General features: G+C 60.0%; 27 protein-coding genes. 13 read left to right on the top strand and 14 right to left on the bottom strand.

Going from position 1 to position 25,753, the window contains the following annotated elements; genetic code table 11:
• Positions 1-149: 149 nt before the first annotated feature.
• The 4 genes from C4S63_RS08740 to C4S63_RS08725 form a co-directional block, all read right to left on the bottom strand.
• Positions 150-962 (bottom strand): MipA/OmpV family protein, encoded by an 813-nt coding sequence (locus C4S63_RS08740; RefSeq protein ID WP_160052744.1) that lies wholly within the window; start codon positions 960-962, stop codon positions 150-152.
• Positions 963-978: 16 nt separating this feature from the next.
• On the bottom strand, positions 979-1,728 hold the full coding sequence (locus C4S63_RS08735) for a DUF1223 domain-containing protein (protein WP_103917367.1): 750 nt from the start codon (positions 1,726-1,728) through the stop codon (positions 979-981).
• 194 nt (positions 1,729-1,922) lie between these two features.
• The gene (locus tag C4S63_RS08730; protein ID WP_103917366.1) at positions 1,923-3,530 is read right to left on the bottom strand and encodes a GMC family oxidoreductase; all 1,608 of its coding nucleotides are present in this window, start codon (positions 3,528-3,530) and stop codon (positions 1,923-1,925) included.
• A 196-nt stretch (positions 3,531-3,726) separates the two neighbouring features.
• The gene (locus C4S63_RS08725; protein ID WP_063510133.1) at positions 3,727-4,089 is read right to left on the bottom strand and encodes a hypothetical protein; all 363 of its coding nucleotides are present in this window, start codon (positions 4,087-4,089) and stop codon (positions 3,727-3,729) included.
• Positions 4,090-4,315: 226 nt separating this feature from the next.
• Between C4S63_RS08725 and C4S63_RS08720 the strand changes: the two genes are divergently transcribed.
• Together C4S63_RS08720 and C4S63_RS08715 are read left to right on the top strand one after the other, a co-directional pair.
• Positions 4,316-5,203, top strand: coding sequence for a metal-dependent hydrolase (locus tag C4S63_RS08720; RefSeq protein ID WP_062815523.1), 888 nt, complete (start codon positions 4,316-4,318; stop codon positions 5,201-5,203).
• A 220-nt stretch (positions 5,204-5,423) separates the two neighbouring features.
• Entirely contained in the window at positions 5,424-6,344 is a 921-nt protein-coding gene (locus C4S63_RS08715) for a DMT family transporter (RefSeq protein ID WP_103917365.1), read from the top strand.
• Positions 6,345-6,348: 4 nt separating this feature from the next.
• On the opposite strand, the gene C4S63_RS08710 is transcribed toward C4S63_RS08715, so the two are convergent.
• Positions 6,349-7,392, bottom strand: a complete 1,044-nt coding sequence (locus tag C4S63_RS08710; protein ID WP_234999975.1) for an SDR family NAD(P)-dependent oxidoreductase — start codon at positions 7,390-7,392, stop codon at positions 6,349-6,351.
• 72 nt (positions 7,393-7,464) lie between these two features.
• On the opposite strand from C4S63_RS08710, the gene C4S63_RS08705 reads away from it, so the two are divergent.
• The 3 genes from C4S63_RS08705 to C4S63_RS08695 all read left to right on the top strand — a co-directional run bounded on the left by C4S63_RS08705 (position 7,465) and on the right by C4S63_RS08695 (position 9,451).
• On the top strand, positions 7,465-8,100 hold the full coding sequence (locus C4S63_RS08705; protein ID WP_103917463.1) for a TetR/AcrR family transcriptional regulator: 636 nt from the start codon (positions 7,465-7,467) through the stop codon (positions 8,098-8,100).
• Between the two features lie 71 nt (positions 8,101-8,171).
• On the top strand, positions 8,172-8,444 hold the full coding sequence (locus C4S63_RS08700; RefSeq protein WP_103917364.1) for a hypothetical protein: 273 nt from the start codon (positions 8,172-8,174) through the stop codon (positions 8,442-8,444).
• 161 nt (positions 8,445-8,605) lie between these two features.
• Positions 8,606-9,451 carry a lysophospholipid acyltransferase family protein gene (locus C4S63_RS08695; protein ID WP_234999974.1) on the top strand — a complete coding sequence of 282 codons (846 nt, stop codon included), beginning with the start codon at positions 8,606-8,608 and terminating at the stop codon, positions 9,449-9,451.
• Between the two features lie 34 nt (positions 9,452-9,485).
• On the opposite strand, the gene C4S63_RS08690 is transcribed toward C4S63_RS08695, so the two are convergent.
• Positions 9,486-9,848, bottom strand: a complete 363-nt coding sequence (locus tag C4S63_RS08690; protein WP_103917363.1) for a DUF6164 family protein — start codon at positions 9,846-9,848, stop codon at positions 9,486-9,488.
• A gap of 125 nt (positions 9,849-9,973) precedes the next feature.
• Positions 9,974-10,474, bottom strand: coding sequence for a DUF2938 domain-containing protein (locus C4S63_RS08685; RefSeq protein ID WP_103917362.1), 501 nt, complete (start codon positions 10,472-10,474; stop codon positions 9,974-9,976).
• A gap of 63 nt (positions 10,475-10,537) precedes the next feature.
• Between C4S63_RS08685 and C4S63_RS08680 the strand changes: the two genes are divergently transcribed.
• Positions 10,538-10,960, top strand: coding sequence for a helix-turn-helix domain-containing protein (locus C4S63_RS08680; protein WP_062815528.1), 423 nt, complete (start codon positions 10,538-10,540; stop codon positions 10,958-10,960).
• A gap of 66 nt (positions 10,961-11,026) precedes the next feature.
• On the opposite strand, the gene C4S63_RS08675 is transcribed toward C4S63_RS08680, so the two are convergent.
• Positions 11,027-11,926, bottom strand: coding sequence for a metal-dependent hydrolase (locus tag C4S63_RS08675; RefSeq protein ID WP_103917361.1), 900 nt, complete (start codon positions 11,924-11,926; stop codon positions 11,027-11,029).
• A gap of 119 nt (positions 11,927-12,045) precedes the next feature.
• Here C4S63_RS08675 and C4S63_RS08670 point away from each other — a divergent pair, with 119 nt between their 5' ends.
• Positions 12,046-13,122 carry an AraC family transcriptional regulator gene (locus C4S63_RS08670; RefSeq protein WP_103917360.1) on the top strand — a complete coding sequence of 359 codons (1,077 nt, stop codon included), beginning with the start codon at positions 12,046-12,048 and terminating at the stop codon, positions 13,120-13,122.
• 53 nt (positions 13,123-13,175) lie between these two features.
• Here C4S63_RS08670 and C4S63_RS08665 read toward each other — a convergent pair whose 3' ends face one another.
• Positions 13,176-13,577, bottom strand: a complete 402-nt coding sequence (locus C4S63_RS08665; protein WP_103917359.1) for an MAPEG family protein — start codon at positions 13,575-13,577, stop codon at positions 13,176-13,178.
• 216 nt (positions 13,578-13,793) lie between these two features.
• Here C4S63_RS08665 and C4S63_RS08660 point away from each other — a divergent pair, with 216 nt between their 5' ends.
• The 4 genes from C4S63_RS08660 (at position 13,794) to C4S63_RS08645 (ending at position 18,642) form a co-directional block, all read left to right on the top strand.
• Positions 13,794-14,753, top strand: a complete 960-nt coding sequence (locus tag C4S63_RS08660) for an MBL fold metallo-hydrolase (RefSeq protein ID WP_103917358.1) — start codon at positions 13,794-13,796, stop codon at positions 14,751-14,753.
• A gap of 238 nt (positions 14,754-14,991) precedes the next feature.
• Positions 14,992-16,791, top strand: a complete 1,800-nt coding sequence (locus C4S63_RS08655; RefSeq protein WP_063509816.1) for an ABC transporter ATP-binding protein/permease — start codon at positions 14,992-14,994, stop codon at positions 16,789-16,791.
• A gap of 104 nt (positions 16,792-16,895) precedes the next feature.
• The gene (gene yghU / locus C4S63_RS08650) at positions 16,896-17,768 is read left to right on the top strand and encodes a glutathione-dependent disulfide-bond oxidoreductase (RefSeq protein WP_103917357.1); all 873 of its coding nucleotides are present in this window, start codon (positions 16,896-16,898) and stop codon (positions 17,766-17,768) included.
• Positions 17,769-17,970: 202 nt separating this feature from the next.
• Entirely contained in the window at positions 17,971-18,642 is a 672-nt protein-coding gene (locus C4S63_RS08645; RefSeq protein WP_103917356.1) for a hypothetical protein, read from the top strand.
• Between the two features lie 68 nt (positions 18,643-18,710).
• Here C4S63_RS08645 and C4S63_RS08640 read toward each other — a convergent pair whose 3' ends face one another.
• The 4 genes from C4S63_RS08640 to C4S63_RS17510 all read right to left on the bottom strand — a co-directional run bounded on the left by C4S63_RS08640 (position 18,711) and on the right by C4S63_RS17510 (position 21,953).
• Positions 18,711-20,168 carry a YdiU family protein gene (locus C4S63_RS08640; protein WP_103917355.1) on the bottom strand — a complete coding sequence of 486 codons (1,458 nt, stop codon included), beginning with the start codon at positions 20,166-20,168 and terminating at the stop codon, positions 18,711-18,713.
• A gap of 73 nt (positions 20,169-20,241) precedes the next feature.
• Positions 20,242-20,724 (bottom strand): nucleoside deaminase, encoded by a 483-nt coding sequence (locus C4S63_RS08635; RefSeq protein ID WP_103917354.1) that lies wholly within the window; start codon positions 20,722-20,724, stop codon positions 20,242-20,244.
• A 35-nt stretch (positions 20,725-20,759) separates the two neighbouring features.
• Positions 20,760-21,614 (bottom strand): tyrosine-type recombinase/integrase, encoded by an 855-nt coding sequence (locus C4S63_RS08630; protein ID WP_234999973.1) that lies wholly within the window; start codon positions 21,612-21,614, stop codon positions 20,760-20,762.
• 24 nt (positions 21,615-21,638) lie between these two features.
• Positions 21,639-21,953 (bottom strand): Arm DNA-binding domain-containing protein, encoded by a 315-nt coding sequence (locus C4S63_RS17510; RefSeq protein ID WP_234999972.1) that lies wholly within the window; start codon positions 21,951-21,953, stop codon positions 21,639-21,641.
• Positions 21,954-22,320: 367 nt separating this feature from the next.
• Here C4S63_RS17510 and C4S63_RS08625 point away from each other — a divergent pair, with 367 nt between their 5' ends.
• Both C4S63_RS08625 and C4S63_RS08620 read left to right on the top strand, forming a co-directional pair.
• A complete protein-coding gene (locus tag C4S63_RS08625) occupies positions 22,321-23,697 on the top strand; it encodes a cytochrome ubiquinol oxidase subunit I (protein ID WP_103917461.1) in 1,377 nt (458 codons plus the stop codon).
• The gene (locus tag C4S63_RS08620) at positions 23,694-24,695 is read left to right on the top strand and encodes a cytochrome d ubiquinol oxidase subunit II (RefSeq protein ID WP_234999971.1); all 1,002 of its coding nucleotides are present in this window, start codon (positions 23,694-23,696) and stop codon (positions 24,693-24,695) included. Before C4S63_RS08625 ends, C4S63_RS08620 begins: the two co-directional genes overlap by 4 nt.
• Before the next feature lie 100 nt (positions 24,696-24,795).
• On the opposite strand, the gene C4S63_RS08615 is transcribed toward C4S63_RS08620, so the two are convergent.
• Positions 24,796-25,653 carry an arylamine N-acetyltransferase gene (locus C4S63_RS08615; protein ID WP_103917352.1) on the bottom strand — a complete coding sequence of 286 codons (858 nt, stop codon included), beginning with the start codon at positions 25,651-25,653 and terminating at the stop codon, positions 24,796-24,798.
• Between the last annotated feature and the right edge of the window lie 100 nt (positions 25,654-25,753).

Here is a 25,753-nt window from a genome sequence, read left to right as displayed (position 1 = left end):
AGTGAGTCGCCACGCTGCTGAAATGAATGCGCGGATGGAGCGGGTTCGACCTGCCCACGGTCATGGATAAGACAATCCCGCGTCGACTCTCTTTTTCAGGGCGTTGAAGCGGGATGGTTTATTTACAGGCAGTGACCGTTGCTGGCGTATCACCAGAAATAAAATATTCCGCCTATGGCGATCGAAGTGAGTGATCGATCATCAATGATGGGGCTGTCGGAAATTCCCTCGCCAAGATAATCCTCTTTTACCACAGCAAGAAAATGCCAGTGTTTTCCCGGTGTCCAGATAGCGGTCAAGGCGGCCTGATAGTTCAGTGAGCTATGTTCGCCATAGACGGGCCGGCCGGGAGCGGTTTCATCGTCGTCAACCCCGTAAAAATGCTCCACCAATTGACCGTCTTGCCAAACCAGTCCCAGTGAGGGCGCGATGGTGACATCTCCCCAGTTGATCCCGCGGCTGACAGTGACACTCGCTTCCAGGCCATCGCTCTCATTGCCGATATCTTTCAGCACGTTGGCAGAGAGTTGATACATGGCATGCTGATAGTCATAAGACAACCCGGCGAAGACGGTGCGCTGTGTCGTATCGATGCCGTTAAGTTCGCCATTGTCCGCAAAGCCTGCGGTGACTTCATAGAAGCGTGGCGTGACGAGCAGCCCCAGTACGCTATTGTCTTTTTTGAAGAGATCCAGGCCTGCATCAAGCCCTTCCACGCTGAAGCGTTTATAACGAAGGGAGAAATAGGGGAGCCCTTCGTGTTGTTCATCGACACCGACAAAAGGCCGTTCGGTGATTGACGTTGTGGCGCCGATGCCAAAGTGGCTGGTGTCATCCAGTGGAGCCCGGGAAAGCGGCGTGTTGATGGCGGTCGGGGCTGCTGCGGCCAACGAAGCGGAAAGACACAGCAGGCTGGCGGCGATGTTACGAATACATGCCGAAGGATATGTGTTGGCAAACATGGAGGCTCCGTGGACGTTAATTGATGGTGGTTGTTGACGGCAGTAGGCCGCCGACGGCTTGCACGGGCCGAGGGTCGCTGCTCTGGCTGATCCAGGCCACCAATCCGATGCGTTGTTGGCCATGGTCGGGTGGCGACGGCAGTGTGACTTTCATCATGGAAGATGACATGGGGTGGTGATGCCACTGCAAAACAACGAAGTCGTGTTGCAAGGTTTTGCCCCGATTCTCTCCGCGTTGTATCGAGGATATCAGGCCGAGGCCGATCCACGCCGTATTCAAGCGTGCGTCATCGGGAAGGGTGCCGTTGAATGTGGCCTGCAAGGTCGGGTGCTGGTAGGTAACAGATAGAGAGCCCACCTTTTTCTGTGACAGGGAATCCTGCCAGTTTCGATGGCGCTGGAAAAATCCGCGCCACTCATTGCCGTTGATAAAAAAGCCGGGTGTGTAGACGCGACTGACATCTTGAAGCTGAGCGTAGCGACGTTGTCGCTCACTGAAGGCCGGGCTGGCATAAGGATCAGCCCAGCCGATGTAATCCCAGTAATCCACGTGAAACGCCAGCGGGATAAACGTGGAAAAAAGGCCATCCTGTTTTCCCAGGGATCGGACAAACCGGTCGGCCGGCGGACAGCTGCTGCAGCCCTCGGAGGTATAAAGCTCAATCAGTGAGACTTGTTGTTCGCCACTGCTGAATGTCAGGGGCATGCTGCCGGCGTTTAGCATGGCAGGCACGAGAAAAAGAAACAGGCTAAGCGGCGCTCGCATAAGAGATGTCCAATGTCATCCGTTAGCCCTTTGATGTCAGTCAGCAGCGTTCGTTACAGGCGGGGTTGGACGAAAGCCCCGAGCGATTCTGGCTGGGGGAAATTTCACAGAAAGAGGGGGGGTGTTCGTGAGCCATTTGCAGCATTTATGTAGGCGCGGGATGAGCGCCCCGGCGGCGGGGCGCTCAGGTTTTTTTATTCCTGGCGGATCCGGCTCTTCCCCCGAATCATATCCACTGCTTTCTCCGCAATCATCATTGCCGGCGCATTGGTGTTGCCGCCGATCAAGGTGGGCATGATGGAAGCATCGATCACGCGCAGGCCTTCAATGCCATGAACGCGCAATTGCGGGTCGACCACCGCCTGCTCATCGGTGCCCATCTTGCAGGAGCCCACCGGGTGGTAGACGGTGTCGGAACGCTGTCGGATGACTTCGCGGATGTCGTCGTCGCTTTTCACGTTCTCAGTGAACATGTCTTTCTTCATCCAGCGCTTGAGTGATGGGGCTTCCATGATTTTCTGCGTGATTTTGTAGCCTTGCACCATGTCTTCCAGGTCCTTAGGATCGTTTAGGAAGGCCGGGTCGATAAGAGGAAGATCGTCCGGGTTGGCGCTGGCCAGTTGCACGCTGCCGCGGCTGCGCGGCCGTAGCAGACAGACATGACAGGAGTAGCCTTGGGTGAAGTGCATCTTGCGGCCGTGATCATCCACCAGGGCGGTGACCATGTGCAGTTGAATATCCGGGGCCGACAGATCCGGCCGGGTTTTCAGGAAGGCGCCGGCTTCGGCGAAGTTGGAGGTCCACAGCCCGCGCCGTTCCTTGCGATAGGTACCCATGGCCATTAGCGCCCGCCACATGCCCGCCGGTGACAGACCAAAAGTGGCCGGGCTGTCGGTGGTGTAGCCGAAAATGAAATCCGGATGATCCTGCAGGTTCTTGCCCACGCCGGGAAGATGATGCACCACGGGGATGTTGTGCTTTTTCAGTTCCTCGCTATCGCCCACCCCGGATAGCATCAGCAGTTGCGGGGACTGAAAGGCCCCGGCGGACAGCAGCACTTCCTTGCGGGCCGAGGCGGTGTGCAGCTGCTTGCCTTGCTTGAATTCCACACCCACGGCACGTTTGCCGTCGAAGACAATGCGCTGAACCTGGGCGTTGGTTTCCACGGTCAGGTTGCTGCGATCCATATGCGGGAACAGGTAAGCCCGGGCACTGCTCCAGCGTTCGCCGTCTTTTTGGGTGACCTGATAGACCCCGGCGCCTTCCTGCTCGGCGCCGTTGAAGTCATCGGTAATGGGGATATCGCATTCCCGTGCAGCGTCCAGAAAGTAGTCCTGGAACGGGTTGCCGGTACGGCTGTCGCTGACCCAGAGCGGACCGTCGGTGCCGTGGTAGTCGTTATCGATACGTTCGTTGTGTTCATTGAGGCGGAAATAGGGCAGCACATCCTTGTAGGACCAACCGTCATTGCCCAGGGCCGCCCAGTGATCGTAGTCCTCGCGATGGCCACGAATATAGACCATGGCATTGATGGCGGACGAACCGCCCAGGCATTTTCCCCGGGGCTGGAAGCCCTGGCGACCATTGAGGCCTTTTTGCGGAACCGTTTCCAGCACCCAGTTGTTGATGGGCCTGGAGAGCATGGCTACCGCACCGGAGGGCACATTGACCAGCAGACCGTCCCCCTTGCCACCGGCTTCCAGCAGACAGACGCGGGTGTCCGGGTCTTCACTGAGCCGTCCGGCCAGGGCGCAGCCGGCGGAGCCACCACCGATGATGAGGTAATCGAACTCGTTGTCCATGCGGGCTTCCTTTTATTGTCTGTTATTCGCGGTGGGTGCCGTTCGAGGATCGCGGCGGTGTTGCTCAGCGGTTTGCGTCAGCGGTATCAGCATGGATCCCTGCGCTCGACAGACAGATTAGCACCGGGGTTTTCCGTCAGTAAGTATTGTTTGTGTGACGGCTGTAGCAGGTCGCGATGGCGGATAGCCGCTGTTATCAGCGGGTAAATTCGAGGCGTGTTTCGCCCAGGACTTCACAGGCTTGAAGGATTCTGCCTTCCAGTTCGATATGGTCGCCGGGCTTCAGATCAATCTGGATGTCCCCCACGGTTTTGCTGTCTCCATGAATGTTCAGGGTTCCACTCTGGCTGTCAGTAAGCGTTACCCCGTTCACGCGGCGTTTGGCTCGGAGGAGGTAAGTCAGGGGTGTGTAGTTACCCCGGCAGCTGACAGTCAGATTGAAGGTGTGCGTGGTCTCGATGGCGCTGTGCAGGATGTCCAGCCTGCAGTCCTGCTCGTCGGCCACAGCGGGCAAGGCGGCAAGTGAGAGCAGGGCGAGTGGCAGGAGCGGAAGGTGCATGGCAGTAAACGGTATCCGGGGACAATAGAGGGTACCCCGAAAACGCGTTGCCGGGTAAGCGGCTGCCGGGCAAGGGAACGTCGCAAGAGCCCGCTGAATGGCGCTTTCTGATGCAAGTTTTGTCATCGTGCCAAGTGCTCCTGCGTATGTTTAGATGAGAGCCATTCTTTTCCCGGGCACGGGCCGTGTGTGTATGCCTCGGGCGTGATGATCAATGGAGATAACAATGAAAAAACTGTCTGCAGCGCTACGTCTGGTAACCGATAACACCCGGGCAACGCCCATGTTGGTACCGACGCGCAGGAGCCTGCGATTCAATCTGGACCCCAGGCGAATTTCCGACTGGCACACTGCCGGTGGGCCGGTGCTGACGGCCTTCCTGAATACCTTTTCCACCGTTCTGCCGGTGGGCGAGCGCTTTTTTATCGACAGTGTGCGGGCCTACCGGGACCAGATTACCGATCCCGAGCTCAAGAAGGCGGTGACCGCCTTCATCGGCCAGGAAGCCATGCACGGGCGCGAGCATGAAGAATATAACGATGCCCTCTTTGCGGTGTCGTCAGTGGCGCCGAAGTTCGAGCGCCTGGTGGAAGGTGTCCTGAAGAGGTTCAACAAATACAGTGCGCCGGTCTCCCTGAGTGGCACCATCGCCCTGGAACACTTTACCGGCCTGCTGGCGGATAGCGTGTTGAGTGATCCTCGGGTGGTGGATGGCGCTGATCCCGCCTATGCCGCCTTGTGGCGCTGGCACGCCCTGGAAGAAACCGAGCACAAGGCCGTGGCGTTTGATGTCTGGACCGCGGTCATGGGCAAAGGGGTTGGGGCCTACGGGCTGCGCTGTTTCGGACTGGGCCTGGCCACGGTGGTGTTCTGGGGGCTGGTGATTCCGGTGTTCCTGGAAGTGCTGCGTGAGCAGGGCAAGCTGACGGACTGGAAGGGCTGGCAGAAGTTTTTCCACTACACCTTCGGTGATATCGGCATGCTGCGTAAGCAGATTGGCAACTACCTGGACTACTTCCGCCCGGGTTTCCATCCCTGGGATCACGACAACCGTGAGTTGCTGCTGCAGATCGACAGCTTTTTGGCGGAGCAGGAAGCGGCCGCCTCCGCCTGACGTTTCCCGCCGTTAAATCATCGGCTGGCATCACGGAGTAACCCTGATGTCAGCCTCTTCCCCTTCTCTCTCTCCCTGCCCATTAACGATGTCTCCTGCCGGTTGCATCGCGAAATATTCTGCGTTTCAGTGGTTGCTGAGAGCCCATGGCAAATGAGGCTTGCGTGTTGGTGCGTTGATGGTCGCCCGGGTCACCTGTTGCCGGGCGACAGGAGGGCAAATGGCGCGCGTGAGCACAGCCCTGGTGATTGTGGCAGCCCTGTGCTGGGGTCTGTCCGGCGGCCTCGGTGGTGTGCTCATGGCCGAAGGCTGGGGCGCCTTGCTGGTGTCTTTCTACCGGGGCACCATCGGACTGCTGTTTGTGCTGGTCTGGCTGGCTCTGCAACCCGCCGGCCATGGCCTGAGGAGCCGCCGACTATGGCTCTGGTCCACCATTGCCGGCCTGGGGGTGGCGGGTAATTTCGCGTTCTATTTTCTCAGTATTTCCCGGGGCAGTGTGGCCGTGGCCGCGACCTTGATGTATTGCGCCCCGGTGTTTGTGTATCTGGTGTCGTTTGTTTTTCGCCTGGAGCAGCCTTCACGGTTGAAACTGGCCGCCATGGCCGTGGTGATGCTGGGTATCGTGCTGTTGACCCGGGTCTACGACATGGGCGGAGACGGGCTGACCATGATGGGTGTGGTTGCCGGTTTACTGGCCGGGCTCAGCTACGCGGTCTTCATTTTCGGATTCAAGTATGCCGCGCCCCATGGCAGTCCCCAGGCGATTCTCTCCATTGCCTTTGCGGTGTTGGTGATGCTGCTGATGGCGCCGGCCAATGCCGGGCAGATTGTGGCAGCGATCCGTTCTCCCGATTGGCCGCTGTTTGCCGGGCTCGGTGTGCTGGGGGCCGGATTGTCGTTTGTCATCTATGTGATCGGCCTCCGGGATGTGCCGCCGGCGGTGGCGTCCATCGTGGCCATGGTGGAGCCGGTGACCGCGTCGTTGTTCGGCGTGGTGATCTTGCAGGAAAGCCTGGCCGCGCCACAGGGGGTCGGTATGGCACTGATTCTGATGGCGGTAACGGCCTTGAGCTTTTATTCGCGCTCAGGCCGTCTGCCGTCCCGCTGGGGTGTCCACGGATCAGGCCGGGCCTGTCAGTGAATTCCTAGGCCCGGTGCTGGCTGTCTCTGGCACGAAAGGGTGCCACCTTGCTGTCGTTGTGACCCTCTGCGGTGTCCATGTGGCGGTTTTCGCCGCGCGCCTTGCGCGACACATAATCCGCCGGCGGTGTTTCAAACAGGCTCTGGTAGCTCAGGTTGACGATGGACTCGGAGGTTTTCGGTAACAGGTAATACATGGCCAGGGCGCCCTTGCCGAAGATGCCCAGTTTGCGTTTGTTCTGGGTGATGACCACATCCAGCAGCCAGTTCACCGCCGTGTCCGGTGACATGACCGGCAGGTAATCATAGATTTTGGTGGGCGCAATCATGGGCGTGCGCACCAGCGGATAGTTGATGGAAGAAAACCGCAGGTTGGTATGGGCATATTCATTGGCGGCCACCCAGGTCCAGCCTTCCAGTGCCCACTTGGAACCCAGATAGGCGGAAAAACGGGCCGGATTGGCCTGAACCCCCACGGTGGACACATTGATGATATGGCCCTCATCACGGGCTTCCATGACGGGCAGCAGGTTCATGGCCAGACGCAAGGCGGCAAAATAATTGAGCTGCATGGTGCGCTCGTAATCGTGGAAACGGTTCACGGTAAATTTGATCGAGCGACGGATGGAGCGGCCCGCGTTATTGATCAGGATATCCACATGACCGTGGTCGGCCAGGGCCTGCTGGCAGATGCGGTCGCACTCATCCAGGTCGGTGAGATCGCCCGGGTAGATAAACGCCCGGCCGCCCCGTTTGCGGATCCCGGTGGCAATGGCCTCCAGCTTGTCCGCATTACGGGCCACCAGTAACAGGGTGGCGCCGGCATCAGCCAGTTTGTCGGCCACGCCTTCGCCAATGCCGGAACTGGCACCGGTGAGCAGAACCACTTTCCCCTGCACCCGGTCGCGAAGGGCCTGTCCGGGGGTCAGCAGGCTCCTGGCGTTCCAGGCCCAGTGGTGGCGGAGACGGCTGAAGTAGGGGCCGATTTTGGGGCGTCTGAACTGGATATCGTTGGCCATGGGGGACTCGCGGTTTGTAGTGATGGTCATCGTGCAGTCATTCTAATCTGAGCATATACTCGGAAAAACTCGGATTTGCTGACCGGAGCGGGGGGCGGGGATATGCGCACAGGAAATTGGCAAGCCACTGATTTTTCGATAAAAAAAGAGCCAAAGCAGGCGCGGTCAAAAGCCTCCGTCGCCGCCATGGTGGAGGCCTGCGCTCGGATTCTGGAGCGCCATGGGTATGCGGGGCTGAGCACCAATGCCATCGCCCAGGTGGCCGGAGTCAGCATTGGATCGGTGTATGAGTATTTCCCGGGCAAGGAAGCCGTGGTGGCGCGCCTGTCCGAGGCGCTGCTGGCGGAAACCACGTCCCTGCTGCATGACCGCCTGGACCTGACCAGTAGCCGCAATGACCTGCCTGTGGCCATGCGCCATTTTCTGGGCGCGCTGTATTCGCTGATGCGCCGGCAGCGCAAGCTGTTACGGGTGTTGGTGTTTCAGGTGCCCTATCTGCACCAGTTACCGGCCACCCGGCAATTGCAGAAAGACTTGCAGCAGGTGCTGCAAACCGGGCTACAGAAGACCCGTCAGCATTATCAGATGAGTGTTCACCCGCACACGCTCTATCTGATGGCGACGTCCACGGCAGGCAGTTTGTTGCATCTGGTATTGATGGCGCCGGCCGGGCTGGATCATGAGGCGATCCTGGATACCCTGGCCAGGAAGTTGTCGGAGTGGCTGATAGCAGGTTGAATCTCTCCCGGGCCGGCTCTGTTATCACGGGCGCCAAGCGAAATGATGATGGCGGATTTTTGGGACAACCCATGAAAGAACTTGAGCAGGCAGAAGACGATTTCGCCCAGCAGGCGCTGGTGGAAGCGGTGGAAAACCAGATCGCCGATGGTCATCCCCGCGAGGCCGGTCTGGTGATCATGGACCTGATTGGTCAGGGCGTCGACCGCGACGATGCCCTGGTGAAGATGGCCGATGTGCTGGCGGCGCAGATTGCGCATTCCATGCAGGAAGACCGCCCCTTTGACGTGAACGCCTACGCCCGCGATCTGCTGCAGCTGGCGGCAGCGGCTACCCCCGAGTAATTGCGGGTCCCCCGCGGAGCTTCCTGCCCGATTCCCCTGTTCTGCCACCATTGCCCGTTCTGACTGGCCGGAAAGGGCGGATCTGCCATGGTAACCCGCCGTTATAATGCTAGGCTTGCGCACCCTGGCGATGCGGCCAGCGAACACACACTGAGGTAATCGTGTCCGATATTGAGATCCCCATTGAAGATTTCCGTCCCCCGTCCCTGCGAACCATGGCCCGGGTGACCGCCCTGCAGCGCCGCTATTTCGCAGCAACGCTGGAAGGGGCGGAAAATGTGGATCCGCAACGACCGGGGCTGTTTGTGGGAAATCACGCGCTGATGGGCGTGCTGGACTCCCCGCTGTTTGTCTACGAGTTGTATCGGCAGACGGGCGTGTTTCCCCGTTCCCTGGGCGATCATTTCCATTTCCCGACGCCGGTATGGGGCAAGCTGGTGACCCGTTTCGGCGCCGTGCCCGGTACCCGTGAAAATTGTCGCCGGCTGATGGAAAGTGGCCAGCATGTGCTGGTGTTTCCGGGCGGCGCCCGGGAGGTGGCCAAGCGTCGGGACGAGATCAACAAGCTGGTATGGAAGAAGCGTACCGGGTTCGTCTATATGGCCATCGAGCAGGGGTTCGACATCATCCCCTTTGCGTCACTGGGCTGTGACGAGGCCTACGACATCGTTTATGACGGTGACGATTTTGCCAACGGCTGGCTCGGCAAACGGTTGCTGGGCAACGACAAGGTCAACTCGCTGATGCGTGGCGGCGACTTGTTTATGCCCTTGGTGAAAGGGATTGGTCCCACCCTGCTGCCCAAGGCGGAGCCTTTCCATTTTTCCATCGGCAAACCCATTCCCACGGCGCACCTGCAAGGCCAGGAAAACGATCCCGCCGTGCTCTGGCAATTGCGTGAACAGGTCTCGGATGCTATCACCAGCATGCTGTCGAGCATGGATGAAGCGCGAAAAGCCCAGCCGCGTCCGCTGTGGCGAAAAGTGTTGGGTGCCCGCAAGCACTGAACAACGACGGCGAGAAAGGGCGAAAAGCAACGCCCTAGCCCAGAGTGAGGAACGGCAGCAGCGTTACCAGCAATAGCGCCAGCACGGCCACCAACAATCCCACCACGCGCATTGGCTGTTCACGCAAACGCCCACCCAGCGTCGGCGCTGTGCCTTCCCGTTGTGCTTGTTCATAGGCTTCTCGCTGGCGGCGGGCACGGTCCTGCTGATAGTCGGCCAGCAAAGCCTTGGCGCGCTCGCGATCTTCAGGCTGGGTCAGCCAGATGCCCCCGGAGGAAATCCCCCACATGCTCGGGGCCGTCTCATAGAACAGGATCTGGTTTTGTTCCAGCAAGGCGCGCACTTCGTCGGCCTCGTCATCGGGAACCCGGCGCAGATTCAGCAGTAAGGTGGTCATGGTGCTCCTGATTATGTGTCCTGGCCTGCCCGGGCGGAAGCGGCATGGCGCAGAGATGTCTACAGGATACATGGCCGCAGGCCCCAATGGTTACCATCGCGAAGCGTTGCTCCCGGGTCTCACTATCAGTTCAGCAAACCGTGTGACACCCAGCCACCCAGATACAGGCCCAGGCCGAATACCGCATGGGTCAGCAGGCTCTGCAGGCGGGCAGCGTTGGGGGCCGGCGTGCGGGAGGCGGCCATGCCGGCTCCCATGCCCGGCTGCATCAACAGAAACGGCGCGGCAACGGTGCCAATACCCACCAGCAAGGCCGGCCCCAGGGTGGGCTGCTCGATCCAGCTTTGTCCTGCTATACCCAGAAGAATTCCCGCGAAGGCCAGGCCGGTCAGATAATGGGCCAGCCAGCCGACGGCCTTTTCACCAGGCATGGCGGGCGATGCGGCAATGGCGGTGTGGCGGAATTGCCCGTGGCGCATATGCAGCAACCAGCGGCCCACCATGGCGTAGTTGGGTGGGGCGACTCCCAGCAAGGGCTGGCGTAGCCAGCTCCAGGCATCCATGACCAGGGTGGCGCAGAGACCGATGACGATCAGGCTGGGTAAAAACGCGATAACGTTATCCATGGGGCTTCCTCAAGATGACTTTGCTGATACTCTGCAACTTGAAGCTGGCTTGAGGTCAAGGTCGTGTTGGATATTACCGAAGTGGTGCGCCGGTCCGGCGTGCCGGCGTCGACGCTGCGCTATTACGAAGAGAAAGGGCTGATCCTTTCCACCGGGCGACGGGGGCTAAAGCGAATCTTTGCTCCCGGCATACTGGATCAATTGGCGCTGATTGCCCTGGGGCGGGCCGCAGGGTTTTCACTGGATGAAATCGGCGAAATGTTCGATGCCGGGGGCGAGCCCAGCATTGACCGGGATGCCCTGTCGGCAAAGGCCGATGAGCTGGATGACACTATCCGCAAACTGTCAGCCATGCGTGATGGCCTGCGCCATGCAGCAAAATGCCCGGCTCCCAGTCACCTGGAATGCGGCCAGTTTCGGCGCTTGATGAATATCGCCTCGGCGCGGATGAAAGTGGAGAAAAAACGCGGCGGTCAGGAACGGTAAAAACAAGGACGGGACGAGGGCACCCAAATTCCATGGGTGCCCCGGTCGGTATCACTTGTTGAAGACTCAGCCCCAGTCACCCAGCCATTTCTTCTTCGCTTTCTCCACCAGACCCCGGGCGTCGTGATTCCACGGATGGAACCTGGGGCTGTAGAACTTGAAGTAGGAGGGCAGCAGCTTGCGGAATACGCCGGGGCGGCCCCACATGTAATTCACCGCACCCAACCAGGATTTCATGTTGCCCAGCTGGCCGTCTTCTTTCATCAGTTGCACCAGGTGCACGGCAGAGAACACCGGGAACAACACGCTGACGATCATCATTTCCGTGACGCGGGTGAACTCACTGCCACCAATGGCCTTGTAGACATCAAAAGCCACCGCCTTGTGCTCGGATTCCTCGATGGCATGCCAGGCCCAGATCGGCGCGATGCGCGGGTCCATCTCTTCCAGGGCGTCGTATTTGAGCAGGAACTCCTCGGCCATCAGCGCGGTGAAATGCTCCACGGCCACGGTGTGGGCGAGCTGCCGTTCCGGGCTCAGATACTTGCGCATGAGATTCATGAAACCCAGGATTTCCCGCTCCAGCCGGGCCAGATCCACCCCGCGTTCCTGCAGGAAACCATTCATGAGTTCGTGCTCACGGGAGTGGTGGGCTTCCTGGCCGATGAAGCCCTTGATGGCTTTCTTCAGTTCCGGGTCGGTGATCTGATCCTGGTAATGGCGCACCGAATCAATGAAAAAACGCTCCCCGGGCGGGAAGCTGGCGGACAGGGCGGCCAGCAGCAGGGTTTTCGCCGGGTCGTTGTCCCACCAGTAGCGCGGCATATCGTTCGCCTCGCTGAAGGCGAACTGGGGGCGACGCACCTTGGGAATCATGTTCTTGGGTGTCTTGCTGGCGACGGTGCGTACGGTACCGATGAGGCCTTTGCGTTTCTTGTCCTGATTGATGGGAACAGTGGCATTCATGGTCGTGCTCCTTGCGGCCGTTTACGGCCCTTCTGTCTTAATATGGCCCATACGGTACTGGTTTCGGGGCAGGGGGCGTGAGATTCTGCACGGACATTGTACTTGTCATCGGTGGCCAAATGCCGCAACGCGAACTCCTGACAGCCACGACTGAACAACTGGCATCGCTCCCGGCCTGGGTGCGTCAGCGCAATCAGTCTGCCACCTACCCGCGTGCCTTCATGGAAGCGGCAGTGGAGAGTGGCGCCTCCCGGGAGCAGCTATTGCAGATTGCCGGTGTTGCCTCCGAGCAGATTGATGATCCTGCCGGGCGGTTGTCCTTGCACGAAACCTGGATGATGGGGGCGGCGGCACTGTCACTCACGGGCAATGGCAGCCTGGGGTTTGCCTCTGGCGACCGCATGCCCCTCACCGCCCACGGCAACCTGGGCTATGCCCTGATGTGCGCCGGAAGCCCCCGTGAGGCCATCACCATTCTGGAACGCTTCTGGCATCTGCGTGGGCGCGGGGCGCGGTTGATGGTAAGTGAAAGCGAGAATCGCCTGTTGATGGAACTGGTGATGGAGCTGCGCGCGCCGGACGCCCTGCGCGACATGCTGATCAGCTCCATGCTGACCAGCATGTATCGGGGCATGGAATTTCTGATACCACAGCTGCCCGAGCAGCGGGAGATCTGGGTGTATGGGCCGGCGCCGGCGGGGTTTGATCGCTGGCGGTCGCTGCTGCCGACGGTCCGTTTCGGCATGCCCCAGGCCGGCATTTCCCTGACGGGGGATATCACCCTGCTGGATCAACCGCTACCCACCGCCAATCCGGAAGCCCTGTCACTGGCACTGGCCCAGTGCGAACGGGAAAGCGCGCTGGTGGATGACGACGATGACATCCTGCGCCGTGCCCGTGCTGCCCTGATCCCGGGTGCCGACGGGTACCCGTCTCCAGAGGCCCTGGCCGATAGTCTGCACCTGACGCCCCGCACCCTGCGGCGGCGCCTGCAGGAACAGGGCTACAGTTACCAGCAGCTGCTGGAAGCCGCCCGCCGGCGGGACAGCTGCCAGATGCTGGCGGACCCGGACCTGGAAATTCGCCGCATCGGGGAAGCCCTTGGCTATGGTGACCCGGCCAACTTCACCCGTGCCTTCAAGACCTGGACCGGCCTGTCTCCCCGCGAATGGCGCAAGCGCCAGGATGATGGCTGATTCAGGCTCCCGGTGCGGGATTGCGGGTCTCCCCTTGATGAAGCGGGAATGGATTACATCAAGGCAACCGCCAGATACAGCATCAGGGCGACCTGGGCGAGGAACAGGCTGGCGCGGACAAATACAAGCGGAAAGCTGGTGCCGATCAGGTGCACCAGGCTTTGCCCGATGCGTGCCGCCACAATGAAGCCTGCCACCGCGTTGACGGTCTCGCTCTGACCCGTGGCCGCGGCAACCAGTACCAGGGCGGCAAACAGGGGCAGGTTTTCCAGGCAATTCAGGTGGGCAGCCTTGGCGCGAATCAGGATGGCCGGGTCATCAACCGGGTTGCCCCGCTCCCAGTGATTGGCGGCTTTATTGCCGGTGAGTACCAGCGGCAGTCGGTAGGTGGCGTAGCTGAGCGCCAGAATCAGCGTCCAGACGATATAAATCAGCAGTGCAGTCATTCCGGTCATGGTGTGGCCCTTTCACGCATAAAAGGTCAGCGTGGAGAGGGGAGGGGCAAGATGGCGTGAAGTGCCCGTTTACCTGTGGGGACGCGATGGCGATCTATGCGTGTCCCCGATTGGCGCCACCCGCTTGAAACGGCAGACTGGCTGACCAAAGGTCGGGTGGCTGCCCCGGGTTGCGTGGCCTATAGTCGTTGGACTCAGCGACCTCGGGAGCCACGCATGACGTTCCAGACTTTTGACGACCTCGGCCAGCAAATTACCCGTATCGATACGGCCATGGTGCACGAAGGGCTGGCGGCCTGTTATCTGCTGGGCGGTGGCGACGAATACGCCATCATCGAAACCGGTACTCACAACACCGTGCCGACCATTCTTGCGCTGCTCAAAGAGCGGAATATTGATCTGGCAAAGGTAAAATACGTGATCCCGACGCATGTGCATCTGGACCACGCCGGTGGCGTCGGTGGTCTGATGCAGGCGTTGCCCGCGGCGACCTTGCTGGTACACCCCCGCGGCGCCCGCCACATGATCGATCCGGCAAAACTAAAGGCTGGTGCCACAGCGGTGTACGGTGAGGCCAAGTTTGCCGAGATCTACGGCGATATCATTCCCGTGGATGAGCGCCGGGTGCGCACCATGGACGACGGTGATGAAGCCACCGTGGGGGATCGCAAGCTGGTCTTCATCGATACCCCCGGGCATGCCCGCCATCATTTCTGTGTGTATGACCCCACGTCCAGGGGGATTTTTACCGGCGACACCTTTGGCCTGTCCTATCCACCCCTGACCACCGCCAAGGGGCCCTTTATCTGCCCGACCACCACCCCGGTGCAATTCGATCCACCGGCCCTGAAAGCCTCCATTCGCACCTTGCTGGCCCTGAAACCCGAGCGAATCTATCTCACCCATTACGGCATGGTGGAAAACCCGCAGCCCCTGGGCGAGCGGCTGCTGACCATGGTGGATGACTATGTGGCGCTGGCGGAAACCGTGGCGGTAACCAGCGATGCGGATGCGCTGGAAAAAGCGTTGATGGTTGCCATGAGGGAGTATCTGTTTCGCAGCGCCCGGGAACATGGCTGCGACATGTCCGACGAGCAGCTGGACGCGGTGCTGGGGCTGGATATCCAGCTCAACAGCCAGGGCCTGGCGGTGTGGCTGCAGTCCCGTTCCCGTTAGCCCGACGATGAAAACCGGCATGCCCTAGCAATGGCATTATTTGTAGGAGCGTCGCTGGCGGCGCGAACCGGAACGAAGTGCATAACCCGGCGTTAGCAATCGCGCCGCGAGCGACGCTCCTACGGAAAGCCGGAAAATGTTTCATTAACGGTAATAGGGTTCCCGGGCGCTCCGTCATCCGATTGTTGCCCGCCATGTTGTTATACTGCGGGCTCTTTTCTCCAAAGCAGGCCTTGTTATGCGCGGTATGAGCCAGGATGTGACCCCCAAGCCCATCGACTGGTCCGTGCTGAAAACCCTGTTTCCCTACCTGCTGGAATTTCGCGCCCGCATTGGCCTGGCGGTGCTGTGCCTGGTGCTGGCCAAGCTGGCCAGTGTGGGGCTGCCGTTTATTCTCAAGCATATCGTCGACGGGCTGGACGCCAAGGATGTCAGTGAGCTGATTACCCTGCCGCTGGGGCTGTTGCTGGCCTACGGCGTGGTGCGGTTTTCCAATGTGTTGTTTGGTGAGCTGCGCGATACCTTATTCGGCCGCGTCACCGAGCGCGCCATGCGCCGGATTGGCCTGCAGGTGTTTCGTCACCTGCACACCCTGGATCTGGATTTTCATCTCAATCGTCGCACCGGCGGCCTGTCCCGGGATATCGAGCGGGGCACCAATGGCATCAGTTTTCTGCTGCGCTTCATGGTGTTCAATATCCTGCCCACCCTGCTGGAAATCGGCATGGTCATCGGGCTGCTGCTGTGGAATTACGATGTCTGGTTTGCCCTGATTGTGGCGGTGTCGGTAGCCGCCTACGTGGGCTTTTCCGTGTTCGCCACGGAATGGCGGCTGGCCTTTATCCGTGAGGCTAACCAGGCGGAGTCCTCCAGCAGCACCCGCGCCATCGACAGCCTGCTCAACTATGAAACGGTGAAATACTTCACCAACGAGGATTTTGAGGCGCGCCACTACGACGAAAACCTGGAGCGCTGGGAGCTGGCCCGGGGCAAGAACCGCCTGTCACTGTTTGCGCTCAATGCAGGGCAGTCCCTGATTATTGCCGTGGCGGTGACCGCCGCCATGGTGCTGGCGGCAGTGCAGGTCACCGACAAGGTGATGACCCTGGGTGACTTCGTGCTGATCAATGCCTTCATGATGCAGGTGTTCATGCCGCTGAATTTTCTCGGTTTCGTGTACCGGGAAATGAAAGGGGCCATGACCAATATTGAAAACATGTTTGCGGTGCTGGACGTGAAACCGGGCGTGGTGGATCGCGATGACGCCACAGAACTGACCGTGGCTGACGGCGAGATCCGTTTCCATGATGTGCACTTCGGTTATGGCGATACGCGGGACATTATTCGTGGCGTCAGTTTTACCGTGCCGTCCAAACAGAAGGTGGCGATTGTGGGCAGCAGCGGGGCGGGCAAATCCACCCTCTTCAAACTGCTGTTTCGCTTTTATGACGTGAGCAGCGGAGACATCACCATCGATGGCCAGTCCGTTCGCCAGGTCAGCCAGCGTTCCCTGCGCCGACAGATCGGCGTGGTGCCCCAGGATACGGTGCTATTCAATACCAGCATTTTCGAGAACGTCCGTTATGGTCGCATTGACGCCAGTGATGATGAGGTGCGAGAGGCCATTCGTCTGGCCTACCTGTCCGACTTCATCGCCTCCCTGCCGAAGGGCGAGAACACCATGGTGGGTGAGCGGGGCCTGAAACTGTCCGGCGGCGAAAAGCAGCGGGTGTCCATCGCCCGTGCTTTGCTCAAGCATCCGCCCATTATGGTTTTTGATGAAGCCACGTCGTCGCTGGACAGTCACTCCGAAAAGATCATTCTCAAGGCCATCGGTGAGATTTCTCATCAACAGACCACCCTGGTGATTGCCCATCGCCTGTCCACCATCATGGATGCGGATCGCATCATTGTGCTGGATAACGGCCAGGTGGCGGAGCAGGGCAGCCATGTTGAGTTGCTGGCCCGGGGCGGTTTGTATGCGCACCTTTGGGAAGTGCAACAGCATGAGAGTGAGTCGACCGATCGATTAATTTGAAGCGTTTGTCCATTTTTTTCAGCTTGTTCCGGGCGCCCGGGCTGGCCATGATGAGACAACATTCAACGTGCACAGGCCATGCCTGTTATCGATCGGGAGCAACTATGTCTGACCCCACCTACACCCCACCTCGCGTCTGGAAATGGGACCAGGCTAACGGCGGTGCCTTTGCCAATATCAACCGGCCCATCGCCGGGCCCACCCATGACAAGGCACTGCAAGTGGGCAAGCATCCCCTGCAGCTATACTCCCTGGCGACCCCCAATGGCGTAAAGGTCACCGTGATGCTCGAAGAGCTGCTGGAAAAAGGCCACAAGGACGCGGAGTACGATGCCTGGTTGATCAATATCCAGAATGGCGATCAGTTCGGCAGTGGCTTTGTGGAGGTGAATCCCAACTCCAAGATTCCCGCCATGGTGGATCACAGCGTTACCCCGCCGCGTCGGGTGTTCGAGTCCGGCAATATCCTGCTGTATCTGGCAGAAAAATTCGGCGAGTTTCTGCCCGAGGAACCGGGCAAGCGTACCGAAACGTTGAGCTGGCTGTTCTGGCAAATGGGCAGTGCGCCCTTGCTGGGAGGCGGCTTCGGCCATTTTTATGCCTATGCCCCGGAAAAGTACGAATACCCGATCAATCGCTACACCATGGAGATCAAGCGCCAACTGGATGTGCTGGATCGTCAGCTGGCGGAAAACGATTACATTGCCGGCGATGAATACACCATTGCCGACATGGCGATCTGGCCCTGGTATGGGGCGCTGGTGACCAACAAGGTCTATGAGGCGGCGGAGTTTATCGAAGCGCACACCTACAAGAATGTGTTGCGCTGGACGGAGCAAATCCGCCAACGTCCGGCGGTGGAGCGTGGCCGTAAGGTAAACCGGGCCTGGGGGGAACCCTCCAGTCAATTGTGGGAGCGGCATGACGCCAGCGACTTCGGGCTGCGCACCCTGGACAAACTGCAAGGTGAGCAATAGCAAACTCCAGGGCTTGCTAAAACGTAGGGTGCACTGAGCCTAAGGCGAACTGCACCATTCAAACGCCGGATCGGTGCAGTTCGCCTTAGGCTCAGTGCACCCTACGCAAGGTGTTACGGTTGGTGTTTTCCGGTAACCCGTTGGCGCGCTGGCCGTGATTCCACTGGTGTGATGGCGCGTTGTCTTGCGTTAATCTCACTCCATGACCACGTCGCCAACCGCTGCCCGTCTGGCACCACTGGCCTGGGCCACTGCCCTGTTGCCGCTGGTGACCATGCATGTCTGCTATCTGCTTTCTGCCAGTGAGCAGCTGGTCCCCTGGTGTCTGCCCTGGTTCGAGGGTTGTACCAGCATTTCCCGCGCGTCCCGTTCCGGCACGGCCTACTTCGCTTTCAAGGCGGGCATGTTGCCTGCCTGTGTCTGCATGGTGTTGTTCTGGTGGTGCAATCGCCAGTGGCTGCGACAGCTGGGGGTGGAGCCCCGGCTCTGGTGGGGGTTGGGGATGCTGGCGGCCCTGCCTCTGGCTCTCTATACGGTGGTGCTTGGCCACGCGGGGGATACGCCCTACCTGCTGCGTCGGATCGGTGTCGTGGGGTTCTTCGGGCTGACCTACCTGGCGCAACTGGGATTGAGCGCCTCCCTGCGTACCACGGCGCTATCCCGGGCGGGCCGCAGGCTGTTCGCCCTGAGCGGGTTTACCCTGCTGGTGGGGATCACGTCAGTGATTCTGGGGATGATCTGGCCGGAACACTACGACAGCATGGACGATGGGTTCGAGTGGGTGCTGGCCGTGCTGATCAACCTGCATACCTTGTGGGTGGCATGGCTATGGCAGCGCAGCGGCTTCTCCGTCACGTTTTCATCGACCCCCTGACCTGATCGCGATCCAGACTACGGCGTCTTTTGTGGGCCGGGCAAATCCAGGGTCGGGCCAACCGGTTATCAGGTGCCGCAAAAAGTCTGACAAACACGCTCTTCCGGTGCGGGCGGCTGTCGATAGTGGTCGTCCGGGTCGCGGTCCCCATAGGGGTCGGCCAGCGCGTTCAACAGTGATGTGGTGACAGCCAGGTCACCTTGTTCAGCGGCGATCAAGGCGTCTTCCACACGATGGTTGCGGGGAATCACCGCCGGGTTGTGATTGCGCATCAGGCACAGGGACGACTTGAGCGGTTTGCGGTTGCGACCCAGGCGAACCTGCCAGCGCTGGTGCCAGTTGATGAAGGCATCATCCTGATAGTCGCGGTGTTCCGGGAAGGTCTCGCGGGTGATATCGCGGAAGGTATTGGTGTAATCCGCCCGCTGGGTTTTCATCCATTCCAGCAGATCGGTAATCAGCTTTTCATCCACCGGGTCATCACCGAACAGGCCCAGCTTCTTCTTCATCATCGCCAGCCATTTTTCACTGTAACGTTGGTTGAAGGATTTGATCACCGCGGTGGCTTTTTCGATGGCGCTGTCCACATCCTCGTCGATCAGTGGCAGCAGGGTCTCGGCGAATCGGCTCAGGTTCCATTGGGTGATGGTGGGCTGATTGCCATAGGCGTAGCGGCCCTGGTGGTCGATGGAACTGAACACCGTGTCTGGATCGAAGCTGTCCATAAAGGCGCAGGGGCCGAAGTCGATGCCTTCGCCGCTGAGTGTCACGTTGTCGGTATTGAGCACCCCGTGGATAAAGCCCACCCGCATCCAGTGAACGATCAGATCCAACTGGCGCTCCATCACCGCATCCAGCAACGCCAGGGCCTTGTTGTCGCTGGCCTGTTGGTCCGGGTAGTGGCGGTTCAGGGTGTAATCCACCAAGGCTTCCAGCAGGGCCGGGTTCTGTCTGCCCGCGGCATACTGGAACGTGCCTACCCGCAGGTGGGATGCTGCCACCCGGGTGAGAATGGCGCCGGGCAGGGCGGTTTCCCGTAATACGGATTCGCCGGTGCGGACCACCGCCAGACTGCGAGTGGAAGGAATACCCAGCCCATGCATGGCCTCGCTGATGATGTATTCGCGCAGCATGGGGCCCAGTGCCGCGCGGCCATCACCGCCCCGGGAAAAGACCGTGCGGCCGCTGCCCTTGAGCTGGATATCCCGGCGGGCTCCGTCCGGTGTCATCTGCTCGCCCAGCAGAATGGCGCGACCATCGCCGAGCATGGTCAGGTTGCCGAACTGGTGGCCCGCGTAGGCCTGGGCGATCGGGTCGCTGCCGTCGATCTGTTCATTCCCGGCCAGAATCGCTGCCCCGGCCGGGCTGTCCAGGGCCTCGCCGTCCAGTCCCAGCTCCCCGGCCAGGGCCCGGTTGAACAACACCATCTGCGGTGCTTTCACCGGCTGCAGGGGGCAGCGGGAAAACAGGTCTTCCGGTAGATGGGTGTAACTGTTGTCGAACTGGAAACCGTAGGGGGGGGTCATTGTGGGCGCTCTGCTAACCATGAGGGCTACAGGTTAACAGGCCGGGCTGGGCGGGGTCATTGGGTGTGAGGGGTCAGTAATCCTCCCGGTCCTCACTGGCCTGCCATAACTGGAACGCCGTTAACCGTTGCGGATGCTCAACCTGCTCAGTGGCCAGTTGTCGCTGTGCGGCAGGGAGAGCCAGCTCCTGGTAGATAAACTGATCATCAAAACCGATACGGGCCGCGTCGGCCTGACGGTTCAGATAAAACAGCTTGTCAGGCCGTGCCCAGTAGATGGCGCCCAGGCACATGGGGCAGGGTTCGCAACTGCTGTAGATCACACAGCCATCAAGCTGGTGGCTGCCCAGCCGATGACAGGCCGCGCGGATCGCCTCCATTTCCGCATGGGCCGTCGGGTCATGCTTGCCGGTTACCCGATTGCAGCCCTGGCCGATGATGGCGCCATCCTTGACCACCAGTGCCGCAAAGGGCCCGCCCAGGCCCCGGCGAACATTGTCCTCCGACAGGGAGAGCACCGTCTTTATCAGGATCTGGTGACTCAGGCGCGGTTCCATGGCGGGAGCTCCGGGGTCTTGTTGCCAGGCTGTCGTTACCGGCGAGTGACCTTGCCAATCACCGTGTTGTCCAGATAGTCCGCCCAGGCCTGTAGCATCTCCCGGCGTTTTTCCAGGTAGGCCTGGCGGTCATTCTGTTCATCGCCGGTCTGGTTGAGCAGTTGTGACTGGATCTGCTCGGCCTGGTAGCCCAGTTCGCCCAGCGCGGTGGCCGCCAGGGTGCGCAGGTTGTCGGTGGACACCGGGGTGGTGCGGGTCACTTTCTTCAGGGCGCCGGTGAGGGTGCTGGCGCCCAGGTGCTTCTTGCGGTCACGGGTACCGGGGAAGATGTATTCCTGGCGGCCGGTGAGCGGTTCCATTTCGCGCAGCAATTCCACCGCCTGACGGGGCAGGGGAACGGTGATGATTTTGCTGCCGTCCGGGCTGTCGGTGCTTTTACGGCGGATGCGCCATTCGCCGGCATCCAGGTCCATGTCGGACCAGCGGGCGTTGACGATTTCGCTGGGGCGGGCCAGTAACCAGACGGTGAGTTTCAGCGCCGCCGTGGTGGTGGTACGGCTCCATTGCCCCAGTACACCGCTGGCCAGATTGAACAGCTGCTCGCGGGTACTGACCAGGAATTCCGGTTCGGTGCCGGAGCCGGTAAGCCGCCGGCGCAGGGCGCTGGTCTGCTGGTAGCCGGCCACGCCGGTGTCGCGGGCATGGGTATAGACCCGTTTGGCGATGCCCAGTACCCGCTTACCCTTGTCGAGATGGCCTTCGGCACCCAGGGCTGCCGCCAGAGACTTCAGATCTTCCGGTGTCACTTCACTGACAACTCGCTTGCCGATACTGGAGATCAGATAGTTTTCCATCTGCCGCTTGGTGCGGCGGAACTGTTCTTCGGACACTTCAAACCGGTAGACCCGTTCCAGCTAGTCCCGTGCCACCGCCTCGAAGGTTTCCACCGAGGGGCTGAAGACCTCCCGTTTCTCGCAGCGGGTGAGCGGGTCGGTGCCGTCGGCGATCAGCTCCCGGGCCTCGTCGCGAAGCTGGCGGGCGAAGGCCAGTGTCACCTCCGGGCAGGGGCCCAGGGTGATGACCTTGCTGCGGCCGTCGAACCGGTAGCTGAATTTCCAGGTACGGTTACCGTTGGCCTCTACCAGCAGGTAAAGCCCCTTGTCGTCTCGGAGCTTGTAGTCTTTTTTCAGGGGTTCGGCGTTGCGGACATCCGCGGAAGTCAGGGCCATGGCTCGCTGCAGTCAGGTTATTGTCGTCATCGCGGCAAAAAGCGATGCAAGGTTACAGACAATAAGCTACCCAGCTTTGCCGGTGCGTTCAATTGCTGTGGGGTAAGCGTTGCTGAGGCGGCGTTGCGGTATGTAAATAAGGCCTCCTCACAGCCACGGCTACCTGCGCAAACGCCTGTTTACATGGGGTAGCGGTTCTGCAGAAGAAGCCTGGAGGTGCCTGTGTTGATTTATTGTAAGGAGAGGCGCGCATTCACCCGCGCCATTTGTCAGAGCGTTGACCTGGGGCAATTTGTCATCTGGCCGTTGTGCAAGGATGTGCTAGCCTGAAAAGCATCAACAGCCCCTGATTAGGGAGGGTATGCCCGTGGAGTTCGATCCGTTCCTGCTGGCCCGGCTGCAGTTTGCGGCCAATATCAGTTTCCATATCCTGTTTCCCACTATCACCATCGGCCTGTGCTGGGTGTTGTTCTATTTCCGGTTGCGATACACCTTTTCCGGTGACAAGGCCTGGGAATACGCCTACTTTTTCTGGGTAAAGATCTTTGCCCTGAGTTTCGCCCTGGGGGTGGTGTCCGGCATCACCATGAGCTTTCAGTTCGGTACCAACTGGCCGGGCTTTATGGAGCGCGCCGGGAATATTGCCGGCCCCCTGCTGGGGTATGAAGTGCTGACCGCATTTTTCCTGGAAGCGTCTTTCCTGGGCATCATGCTGTTCGGCAAGGACCGGGTGTCCAACCGTACTCACCTGATCGCCACTGCCCTGGTCGCCGTGGGCACCTCGTTTTCCGCCTTCTGGATTCTCAGCCTCAACTCCTGGATGCAGACCCCGACGGGCTACCGGATCGAGGATGGCGTGTTCTTCGTGGAAAGCTGGTGGGAGGTGATCTTCAACCCCTCCTTCCCCTATCGCTTCGCCCATATGTTCACCGCGTCCCTGCTGACCGCGGCCTTCCTGATCATGGGAATCAGCGCCTGGCGGGCCATGCGCGGCGTGGATGGCCCGGCCACCTGGAAGGTGATGCGCACCGGCGCGCTGATGGCTGCCGTACTGGCACCGCTGCAGGTATTTATCGGTGACCTGCACGGCCTCAACACCCTGGAGCATCAGCCCGCCAAGATCGCCGCCATGGAGGGCATCTGGGAGACGGAAAAGGGTGCCCCGCTGACCCTGTTCGGCTTTCCCGATGAGGAAGAGAAGACCACCCACATGGCCATCAAGGTGCCCAAACTGGCCAGCTTCATTCTGACCCATGAGTGGGACGGTGAAGTGCTCGGGCTCAATGAGTTCGAGGGAGAAGCCCCGCCGGTGGCGCCGGTGTTCTGGGCGTTCCGGGTGATGGTGGGCATCGGCATGTTGATGGTGCTGGTGGGCTGGTGGTCGGCCTGGCGGCTGTTCCGCAACCGGGATGAAAACCGCGACACCCAGACCTGGCTGCTGCGGGCCCTGTCGGTGATGACCTTCTCCGGCTGGGTCGCGGTGCTGGCGGGCTGGTACGTGACCGAAATCGGTCGCCAGCCCTGGATTGTGGATGGTCTGCTGCGCACCTCCGAGGTGGTGGCGGATCACAGTAGTGCCACCGTTGCCGGCACCCTGTTCGGCTATGTATTGCTGTACCTGTTCCTGCTGGTGTCCTACATCGCCACCTTGCGATATATGGCCACCAAGCCGGCGCGTTCCCTGACGCTGACTCCTCAGCAACGGGCCATGAACGATGCGGAAACTGCCGAAGGAGGCGCATGATGGATCTGGGATACTGGCTTCCGTTGTTCTTCGCCGGCGCCATGGGCCTGGCGCTGCTGATCTATGTGATTCTCGATGGCTACGATCTGGGCATCGGCATGTTGCTGCCTTTCGCCAGCGATGACGAAAAGGATGTGATGGTGGCGGCCATCGGCCCGTTCTGGGATGCCAACGAAACCTGGATCGTGCTGGGGGTGGGGATCCTGCTGATTGCCTTTCCCCAGGCGCACTCCATTGTGCTCACCTCCCTGTACCTGCCAGTGACGTTGATGCTGATGGGGCTGATCCTGCGCGGGGTGGCGTTTGATTTCCGGGTCAAGGCCGGCGACAAGCACAAGGCAAAGTGGAACCGTCTGTTTGCCTTCGGCTCGCTGGTCGCGTCCCTGTGTCAGGGCTGGATGCTCGGTGCCTTTGTCACCGGGCTTACCGGCGATGCCACCAGTACGCTCTTTGCCGCGCTGATCGCACTGGCCCTGCCGGCCCTGTACATCATGCTCGGCGCCGCCTGGTTACTGATCAAGACTGAAGGCGAGCTGTTCAACAAGGCGGTGCGCTGGGGGCGTATGGCGGTGTTGCCCATGGGCGGCTTCCTGCTGCTGATCTCCATCGCCACCCCGCTGGTGAGCAGCGCCATTGCCGACAAATGGTTCACCCTGCCCAATGCCATCGGGTTGATGCCCATCCCCATCGCTACTGCCCTGGCCTATGCGGGACTGATCTGGGTATTCAACAGCAAACAGATCCTGCACAACGGCTATGGCTGGCTGGCGTTTGTGGCGCTGATGGTGATGTGTGTGCTGGCCAGCATCGGTCTGGCCTACAGCCTGTTCCCGGATATTGTGCTGGGGCGGATCTCCATCTGGGAAGCGGCCTCGGCCACGGAGTCCCTGCTGTTCACCTTCTGGGGGGCGATCATCGCCTTGCCCATGATCCTGGCCTATACGATCTTTATTTACCGGGTGTTCCGCGGCAAGGCCATGCACCTGAGTTACGAGTAGCGATTCGCCTTGTGAACAAGGCTCCAACGGAGGGGTGCCGTACCCCTACCCAACCGTTGGAGCCTTGCTCGCAAGGCGAAGTTTTTCAAAACAATTTCCATTACCGGAACAGGGATTTCTCTTTAAGGACTTTCTCCAGGTTCTGTCTCTCAATCCCCGCCATATCAATGGCAAACACGCCTTGCAGTAAGTCCCATAATTCTGCCACCGACGCGATCGTGTGCTTTTCACTGCGGCCATCCGGGAACCGCACCGTATAAAGATCATTGAGCAAGGTATGGCGGCGATCTTCGCCGGTGCGCACGGCAATCAGGTTATTCACAAATTTGGACTGGGGATGGCAGGCCACGTACCAGTTGGCCATCTCGAAATCCACGGCGCCCTGTTGCATCAGATCGAAGCGATAGAGCAGGCGCCAGGGCCCTCCGACCTTCACCCACAAGCTGTAACCCTGCTGATCCACGTCCACCCGGAACGGTTCCAGGGGAGTGCGTTGGGAATCACGGCAGTGGAGCTGCAACGGTGCGGTGGGTGTCATGCCGCCGAATCCCACATCGCTGAGATAGTCCTCACCGTCAATCGTTACCAATAGCAGCATATGGGAGCGCGGTGGCCAGGCATCCTCCGGCTGGTTCCAGTACACCCGCCCGGTGATGCCGCGGGCCTGGAAGCCCAGCGTGGTAAGCACCTCGAGAAACAGCAGGTTATTCTCGAAACAGTATCCACCACGACGCTGGTGAATCAGCTTGTCCATCAATGCCGGGCTATCCAGCGGCACCGCACGGCCCAGTAATGGATTCAGGTTCTCGAAGGTGATGGTCTGCAGGTGCAACTGCTGCAAAGCCTTGAGGGTGTTCAGGGTGGGGGCTCTGTCCCCCTGAAAGCCGATCCGCTGCAGATAGGCATTGATATCCAGCGTCATGGTGTGGATCCGGTTGGAAAAAGATGAGCCCAGCATAAAACCTGAACTCAGGTTGATGTAAAGCCTTCTATCCGTTATTTAAATAACAGTGTTTTCTGAAAAAATCAGGACAAAACGATAAACCGGTAGCAGTCGA

The organism is Alcanivorax sp. DSM 26293 (assembly GCF_900107995.1).
GTDB lineage: Bacteria > Pseudomonadota > Gammaproteobacteria > Pseudomonadales > Alcanivoracaceae > Alcanivorax.
This window is presented reverse-complemented; position numbering and strand designations above follow the sequence as displayed.

Coding starts and splice junctions, on each gene's coding strand:
- C4S63_RS08740 (WP_160052744.1), bottom strand. CDS start 962: ATGTTTGCCAACACATATCCTTCGGCATGTATTCGTAACATCGCCGCC.
- C4S63_RS08735 (WP_103917367.1), bottom strand. CDS start 1,728: ATGCGAGCGCCGCTTAGCCTGTTTCTTTTTCTCGTGCCTGCCATGCTA.
- C4S63_RS08730 (WP_103917366.1), bottom strand. CDS start 3,530: ATGGACAACGAGTTCGATTACCTCATCATCGGTGGTGGCTCCGCCGGC.
- C4S63_RS08725 (WP_063510133.1), bottom strand. CDS start 4,089: ATGCACCTTCCGCTCCTGCCACTCGCCCTGCTCTCACTTGCCGCCTTG.
- C4S63_RS08720 (WP_062815523.1), top strand. CDS start 4,316: ATGAAAAAACTGTCTGCAGCGCTACGTCTGGTAACCGATAACACCCGG.
- C4S63_RS08715 (WP_103917365.1), top strand. CDS start 5,424: ATGGCGCGCGTGAGCACAGCCCTGGTGATTGTGGCAGCCCTGTGCTGG.
- C4S63_RS08710 (WP_234999975.1), bottom strand. CDS start 7,392: ATGACCATCACTACAAACCGCGAGTCCCCCATGGCCAACGATATCCAG.
- C4S63_RS08705 (WP_103917463.1), top strand. CDS start 7,465: ATGCGCACAGGAAATTGGCAAGCCACTGATTTTTCGATAAAAAAAGAG.
- C4S63_RS08700 (WP_103917364.1), top strand. CDS start 8,172: ATGAAAGAACTTGAGCAGGCAGAAGACGATTTCGCCCAGCAGGCGCTG.
- C4S63_RS08690 (WP_103917363.1), bottom strand. CDS start 9,848: ATGACCACCTTACTGCTGAATCTGCGCCGGGTTCCCGATGACGAGGCC.
- C4S63_RS08685 (WP_103917362.1), bottom strand. CDS start 10,474: ATGGATAACGTTATCGCGTTTTTACCCAGCCTGATCGTCATCGGTCTC.
- C4S63_RS08675 (WP_103917361.1), bottom strand. CDS start 11,926: ATGAATGCCACTGTTCCCATCAATCAGGACAAGAAACGCAAAGGCCTC.
- C4S63_RS08670 (WP_103917360.1), top strand. CDS start 12,046: ATGCCGCAACGCGAACTCCTGACAGCCACGACTGAACAACTGGCATCG.
- C4S63_RS08665 (WP_103917359.1), bottom strand. CDS start 13,577: ATGACCGGAATGACTGCACTGCTGATTTATATCGTCTGGACGCTGATT.
- C4S63_RS08660 (WP_103917358.1), top strand. CDS start 13,794: ATGACGTTCCAGACTTTTGACGACCTCGGCCAGCAAATTACCCGTATC.
- C4S63_RS08655 (WP_063509816.1), top strand. CDS start 14,992: ATGCGCGGTATGAGCCAGGATGTGACCCCCAAGCCCATCGACTGGTCC.
- yghU (WP_103917357.1), top strand. CDS start 16,896: ATGTCTGACCCCACCTACACCCCACCTCGCGTCTGGAAATGGGACCAG.
- C4S63_RS08645 (WP_103917356.1), top strand. CDS start 17,971: ATGACCACGTCGCCAACCGCTGCCCGTCTGGCACCACTGGCCTGGGCC.
- C4S63_RS08640 (WP_103917355.1), bottom strand. CDS start 20,168: ATGACCCCCCCCTACGGTTTCCAGTTCGACAACAGTTACACCCATCTA.
- C4S63_RS08635 (WP_103917354.1), bottom strand. CDS start 20,724: ATGGAACCGCGCCTGAGTCACCAGATCCTGATAAAGACGGTGCTCTCC.
- C4S63_RS17510 (WP_234999972.1), bottom strand. CDS start 21,953: ATGGCCCTGACTTCCGCGGATGTCCGCAACGCCGAACCCCTGAAAAAA.
- C4S63_RS08620 (WP_234999971.1), top strand. CDS start 23,694: ATGATGGATCTGGGATACTGGCTTCCGTTGTTCTTCGCCGGCGCCATG.
- C4S63_RS08615 (WP_103917352.1), bottom strand. CDS start 25,653: ATGCTGGGCTCATCTTTTTCCAACCGGATCCACACCATGACGCTGGAT.